This window comes from Streptosporangium sp. NPDC050148 (assembly GCF_055586505.1).
Genome location: NZ_JBVJIA010000070.1, coordinates 1 through 7,289, shown reverse-complemented (window position 1 = coordinate 7,289; position 7,289 = coordinate 1). Strand labels below are relative to the sequence as shown.

The 7,289-nt window shown below is 70.2% G+C and carries 2 protein-coding genes; both read left to right on the top strand.

The window, feature by feature from the left end; translation table 11 throughout:
- Positions 1-53 precede the first annotated feature (53 nt).
- Complete coding sequence (locus ACZ6RT_RS37310; protein WP_470158828.1) at positions 54-5,585, top strand: SDR family NAD(P)-dependent oxidoreductase; 5,532 nt, start codon at positions 54-56, stop codon at positions 5,583-5,585.
- Positions 5,586-5,591: 6 nt separating this feature from the next.
- Positions 5,592-7,289, top strand: a 1,698-nt coding sequence (locus ACZ6RT_RS37305; RefSeq protein ID WP_470158826.1) for a type I polyketide synthase, incomplete at its 3' end; no start/stop codon positions are given.

Sequence of the window (7,289 nt, the reverse complement as noted above, 5' to 3'; positions counted from 1 at the left end):
ATGTGGGGGTGTTGCGGTCTGCGGGGGAGGTTCCGGCGTTGTTGCGGGGGTTGGTGAGGGGGGTTCCTGCCCGCCGAACCACCAAACGACCCGGCCTTCCCGTCGAAGCCCTGGCCGGGCTCCCCGAGACCGAGCGCGGCGCCAGGCTGCTGGAACTGGTGAGCAGGTACACCGCCGAGGTGCTGGGCCATACCGAGCCGGTCGATGCGCGCCGCGCGTTCAATGAGCTCGGCTTCGACTCGCTCACCGCCGTGGAACTGCGCAACCGGCTGAGCACCGCCACCGGCTGGAGACTGCCCGCGACGCTGGTCTTCGACCACCCGACCCCGACCGCCCTGGCCGAGTTCCTGAACGGTGAGCTGTTCGGGACGTCCACCGGTGTGGTCGTCCCGTCCGCGCCGGTCGCGGCCACCGACACCGATCCGGTCGTGATCGTGGGCATGGCCTGTCGGTTCCCGGGTGGGGTGTCGTCCCCCGAGGGGTTGTGGGATCTGGTGGTCTCGGGTGGGGACGGGGTGTCGGGCTTCCCCAGCGATCGGGGGTGGGATCTGGAGGGGTTGTTCGACGATGATCCTGATCGACCGGGGACGTCGTATGCGCGTGAGGGGGGTTTTCTGTACGACGCGGCGGATTTCGATGCGGGGTTCTTCGGGATCTCTCCGCGTGAGGCGCTGGCGATGGATCCGCAGCAGCGGTTGCTGATGGAGACCTCCTGGGAGGCGATCGAGCACGCGGGTATCGACCCGACCACGCTGCGCGGCAGCGACACCGGGGTCTTCGTCGGCCTGATGTACCACGACTACGCCGCACGACTGCTCACCACCCCCGAGGACCTCGAAGGACACATCGGCATCGGCAACTCCGGAAGCGTCGCCTCCGGCCGCCTGGCCTACACCTTCGGTCTGGAGGGACCGGCCGTGACGGTGGACACGGCGTGCTCGTCGTCGCTGGTGGCGCTGCACTGGGCGATGCGGGCGCTGCGCCAGGGGGAGTGCTCACTGGCCCTGGTCGGCGGGGTCACGGTCATGGCGAAACCCGACGCCTTCGTCCAGTTCAGCCGGCAGCGCGGCCAGGCTCCCGATGGCCGGTGCAAGTCGTTCGCTGCGTCGGCGGATGGTACGGGGTGGGGTGAGGGTGTCGGGGTGTTGCTGGTGGAGCGGCTCTCGGATGCGCGTCGGCTTGGTCATCGGGTGTTGGCGGTGGTGCGGGGCAGTGCGGTGAATCAGGACGGTGCGTCGAACGGGTTGACGGCTCCGAATGGTCCGTCGCAGCAGCGGGTGATCGCTCGGGCGTTGGCGGATGCGGGTCTGGTGCCGGGTGATGTCGACGCGGTCGAGGCGCACGGTACGGGGACGACGCTGGGTGACCCGATCGAGGCGCAGGCGTTGCTGGCGACCTACGGTCGGGGGCGAGATCGGCCGTTGTGGTTGGGGTCGGTGAAGTCGAACATCGGTCATACCCAGGCTGCTGCGGGGGTGGCGGGTGTGATCAAGATGGTGATGGCGATGCGGCATGGGGTGTTGCCGCGCACGTTGCATGTGGATGAGCCGTCGCCGCACGTGGACTGGTCGGCCGGTGCGGTGGAGTTGCTGACTCAGGCCAGGGAGTGGCCCGATGAGGGTCGGCCCAGGCGGGCTGCGGTGTCGTCGTTCGGGATCAGCGGCACCAACGCCCACGTCATCCTGGAGGCGCCCCCTGCCGAGGATTCCCCTGCGCGACCACCTGCCGGTGACGAGCCGGGACCGCTGGCATGGACGCTGTCGGCCGGTAGCCAGACCGCGTTGCGTGCTCAGGCCGAACGCCTCTCGGAGCACCTGGATCGGCATGCGGACCTGCGTGCGGTGGACGTGGCCTACTCGCTGGCCAAGGGCCGTGCGGTGCTGGAACACCGCGCCGTGGTGACGGGAACGGGCCGTCAGGAACTGCTGGAGCGCCTGAGCACGCTGGCTGCCGGGCGTGAGACGGCCGGGGTGCTGACCGGTCGAGCCGAGCCGGGCGGACTGGGGTTCTTGTTCACCGGTCAGGGTTCGCAGCGGGTGGGGATGGGGCGGGAGTTGTACGGGTCCTTCCCGGTGTTCGCCCGTGCTTTCGACGAGACCACGTCCCTGCTGGATGCGCACCTACAGAGCCTTTCGGTGCGGGAGGTGGTCTTCTCCTCCGAGGACGGCATCCTTGACCGGACGGTGTTCGCCCAGGCTGGACTGTTCGCGCTCGAGGTGGCCCTGTTCCGGTTGCTGGAGTCGTGGGGCGTGCGGCCCGACATCCTGGTGGGCCACTCCGTAGGAGAGCTGGCGGCGGCTCATGTGGCCGGGGTGATGTCGTTGCAGGATGCGTGCGCGCTGGTGGCGGCACGGGGTCGGTTGATGCAGGAACTCCCTGCCGGTGGGGCGATGATCGCGCTTCAGGCCACCGAACAGGAAGTCACCGACCTACTGCTCGACGGCGTCTCGATCGCCGCCGTCAACGGCCCCCAGGCGGTGGTCGTCTCCGGTGACGAAGAACCCGTCACCGCCCTGGCGCACACGCTCACCTCCCGGGGACGCAAAAGCCACCGCCTGCGCGTCAGCCATGCCTTCCACTCGGCCCGCATGGAGCCGATGCTGCGGGACTTCCACCGCATCGCCGAAGGGCTGACCTACCAGCCCCCCTCCATCCCGGTCATCTCCAACCTGACCGGCGAGCCGATCACGACCTTCTCGGCCGACTACTGGACCGACCAGGTACGCCGGCCGGTGCGCTTCGCCGACGCCCTGGCCCACGCGGCCTCCCACGGCATCGGCAGGTTCGTCGAGCTGGGCCCCGACGGGGTGCTGTCGGCCATGGGCCAGGACACCCTGACCGACGCCTCCTTCCTGCCCACCCTGCGCGACGGCAGAGCCGAACCCGAGACCGTGCTCACCGCCGTCGCCGGAGCCTTCGTGACCGGCACCACGGTCGACTGGGCGGCCTACGTCGATCAGGGCCGACCGGTGGACGTGCCCACCTACGCCTTCGACCGGCAGCGCTACTGGCTGGAAGCCCCGGTGACCGGGGCGTCTCGGCCGGGTGGTCATCCGCTGTTCGACGTGACGGTTCCCCTGGCCGACGGGGACGGTGTCGTACTGACCGGTGACCTCTCGCGTACCGGACGGCATGCGTGGCTGGCCGACCACGTGGTGGCCGGGAGGGTGGTGGTGCCGGCGGCGGTGCTGGTGGAGTCGGCGATCCGGGCCGGTGATCAGGTCGGCTGTGACCTGCTGGAGGAACTGGTCCTGGAGACCCCGCTAGTGATCCCCGACAGGGGTACCCGCCAGGTGCAGCTGACGGTGAACGGGCCGGACGACCACGGCCGCCGGTCGCTGGCCGTCCACAGCCGCGCCGATGGAGAACCATGGGTACGGCATGCGACCGGCACGCTGGCCTCCGCCGACCCGGAAGGCCCGGAAGACCTGGAAGCCCCGGAGGACATCGCCGAGCGGTCCGAATGGCCCCCGTCAGGCGCCGAACCGGCCGACGTGGACGAGCTCTACGACGACCTGGCCGTGGCCGGTCTCGACTACGGTCCGAGCTTCCAGGGCCTGAGGTCGGTCTGGCGCCACGACGACGGTCTCTGGGCCGAGGTGACACTGCCCGGCGAACTGGACGCGACAGGCTTCGGCATCCACCCTGCCGCACTCGACGCGTGCCTGCATGCGCTCATGCTCAACGGCCGGGAGACGGCCGAGCTCCCGTTCTCCTGGGGTGGCGTACGGCTGCACGCGGCCGGGGCGACGTCCCTCCGCGTCCGGATCACCGAGACCGGTGACGGCGACGTGCTGATGTTCGTCACCGACGGCACCGGCCGGCCGGTCCTCACGGCCCGCTCCCTGCGGCTACGGCCGCTGTCCGCCACGGAGATCGAGGGCGCCGCGCCCAGGGACTCGCTGTTCCGGGTGGAGTGGACGCCGGTGACCGGGGAGGGAGAGAGCGTCGCGGTGGTGAAGCGGATCGCGCGACGGAGCGGTGACGTGCCCTCTGCGGTACGGGAGGCGACCCGGGAGGCGCTCGAGGCGGTTCAGGGGTGGTTGGCCGACGAACGCTCGGTCTCGTCGCGGTTGACGGTGGTGACCAGCGGTGCGGTGTCGACCGGTGACGGTGAGGACGCCGATCCGGTGGCTGCGGCGGTGTGGGGGCTGGTGCGTTCGGCCCAGTCGGAACACCCCGGCCTGTTCACCCTGCTGGACCTCGAAGAAGGCGCGGAACCCCCCGCGCTGCTGCCGTCCGACGAACCGCAGTTCGCGGTACGCGGAGGGATCCTCCACGCGCCGAGGCTCGCCCGTGCCGACGGTCCGTCACGGGACGTCGTCTGGGACGACGACGACACGGTACTGATCACCGGTGGCACCGGGACACTGGGCGGTCTCGTGGCACGCCATCTGGTGGAGGCGCATGCCGTACGCCGTCTGGTCCTGGTGAGCAGGAGCGGTGGGCGGGCGCCGGGCGCCGCCGAACTGGTGGCGGACCTGACCGCGCGGGGCGCGGACGTCACGGTCGCGGCCTGCGACGTGGGCGACCGTACGGCCGTGCGAGAACTGCTGGACGGGTTGGACGGACCGGTCACCGCGGTGGTCCATACGGCCGGCGCCGTCGATGACGGGCTGGTGGAGCAGATGACACCGGAACGGATCGACCGGCTCCTCCGTCCCAAGGCGGACGCGGCCTGGCATCTGCACGAGCTGACCAGGGACCGGCCGCTCCGGGCGTTCGTGCTGTTCTCCTCCGCCGCCTCGGCGTTCGGCAGCCCGGGACAGGGCAACTACGCGGCGGCCAACGCCTTCCTCGACGCGCTGGCCGTCCACCGCAGGACCCAAGGACTGCCCGCGACCTCCCTGGCCTGGGGCCTGTGGGAACACGGCATGGGCGACGGACTCGGCGACACGGACCGGACACGGATCGCGCGTACGGGTGCGGTACCGATGACCGGGACGGAGGCGCTGGCCCTGTTCGACGGAGCCCTCGGGCGCGGCGAGCCGTCGCTGCTGCCGATACGGCTGGACCTGACGGGGGTACGGGCCCAAGGGGCGGACCTGCCGCCGATGCTGCGCGGCCTGGTGCGTGCGCGGGGTCGCCGCACCGTCGAGGGCGGGGACACGCGGACCCTGACCGAGCGGCTGGCCCTCCTGCCCGAGGAGGAACGGGACCGGGCGTTGCTCGACCTCGTGCGCGGGCACATCGCCACCGTCCTCGGCCATGCGGGAGCGGAGTCGATCGAAGCGGAGCGACAGTTCAAGGAACTCGGCTTCGACTCCCTCATGGGGGTGGAGCTTCGCAACAAGCTCGCCGCGGAGACCGGCCTGCGGCTGCCCGCGACCCTGGTCTTCGACCATCCCACACCGTCCGCGATCTCCGATCACCTGCGTGAGCGGCTGTTCACCAGGGACACCGAGCCGATCGACCAGGCGCTGGCGGTTCTGCAGACGCTGGAGGCCGACGACCGTCCCGCGGTGGCCGCCCGCCTGCGCGCCCTTCTCGCCGAATGGACCGCGAGGGAGAGCGATGACGTCGACGTACTGGCGGACGCGAGCGACGACGACCTTTTCAACCTGGTAGAGAACCTCGGGGGCTAGAACCGCATGTCGAACGATCAGCAGCTCCGTCATTACCTGAAGCGGGCCATCGCGGAGGCGCAGGAGGCACAGCGGCGCCTGCGGGAGGTCGAGGAGCAGGATCGCGAGCCCGTCGCCGTCATCGGCATGGCGTGTCGTTTCCCGGGTGGGGTGTCGTCTCCGGAGGGGTTGTGGGATCTGGTGGTCTCGGGTGGGGACGGGGTGTCGGGCTTCCCCAGCGATCGGGGGTGGGATCTGGAGGGGTTGTTCGATGATGATCCTGATCGGCCGGGGACGTCGTATGCGCGTGAGGGGGGTTTTCTGTACGACGCGGCGGATTTCGATGCGGGGTTCTTCGGGATCTCTCCGCGTGAGGCGCTGGCGATGGATCCGCAGCAGCGGTTGCTGCTGGAGACCTCCTGGGAGGCGATCGAACGCGCGGGCATAGTGCCCGCCTCGCTGAGGGGAAGCCGGACCGGGGTCTTCACCGGCCTGATGTACCACGACTACCACTCGCGGATGCATTCGATCCCCGAGGAGCTCGAAGGCTTCCTCGGGAACGGCAACGCGGCCAGCATCGCCACCGGGCGCGTGGCCTACACCTTCGGCTTCGAGGGACCCGCCATCACCATCGACACGGCGTGCTCGTCGTCGCTGGTGGCGCTCCACCTGGCCGTCCAGTCCCTGCGCCGTGGCGAATGCTCGCTGGCCCTGGCCGGAGGCGTGACGGTGATGGCCTCGCCGAACACGTTCGTGGAGTTCAGCCGGCAGCGGGGGTTGGCCGCTGACGGGCGGTGCAAGTCGTTCGCTGCGTCGGCGGATGGTACGGGGTGGGGTGAGGGTGTCGGGGTGTTGCTGGTGGAGCGGCTCTCGGATGCGCGGCGTAATGGTCATCGGGTGTTGGCGGTGGTGCGGGGCAGTGCGGTCAATCAGGACGGCGCCAGTAATGGGTTGACGGCGCCGAATGGTCCGTCGCAGCAGCGGGTGATCGCTCGGGCGTTGGCGGATGCGGGTCTGGTGCCGGGTGATGTGGATGTGGTGGAGGCGCACGGTACGGGGACGACGCTGGGTGATCCGATCGAGGCGCAGGCGTTGCTGGCGACCTACGGTCGGGGGCGGGATCGGCCGTTGTGGTTGGGGTCGGTGAAGTCGAACATCGGTCATACCCAGGCTGCTGCGGGTGTGGCGGGTGTGATCAAGATGGTGATGGCGATGCGGCACGGGGTGTTGCCGCAGACCCTGCACGTGGACGAGCCGTCGCCGCACGTGGACTGGTCGGCCGGAGCGGTGGAGTTGCTGACCCGGGCTCGGGAGTGGCCGGATGAGGGTAGGCCGCGTCGGGCTGCGGTGTCGTCGTTCGGGATCAGCGGCACCAACGCCCACGTCGTCCTGGAACACGAACCGACGACCGAGACACCGGTCGAGCGTGGGGACGTGCCGGTGGTGCCGTGGGTGGTGTCGGCACGTTCGGCCAGGGCACTGGACGGGTTGGTGGACCGGTTCTCCGGCCTGGTGAATGTCGATCCGGTGGACGTGGGGTGGTCACTGGCCACGGGTCGTTCGCTGTTCGAGCACCGCGCGGTGCTGCTGGGCGGGCAGGTCGTGTCAGGACAGGTGAGCCCGGGCGGGCTGGGTTTCCTGTTCACCGGTCAGGGTTCGCAGCGGGTGGGGATGGGGCGGGAGTTGTACGGGTCCTTCCCGGTGTTCGCCCGTGCTTTCGACGAG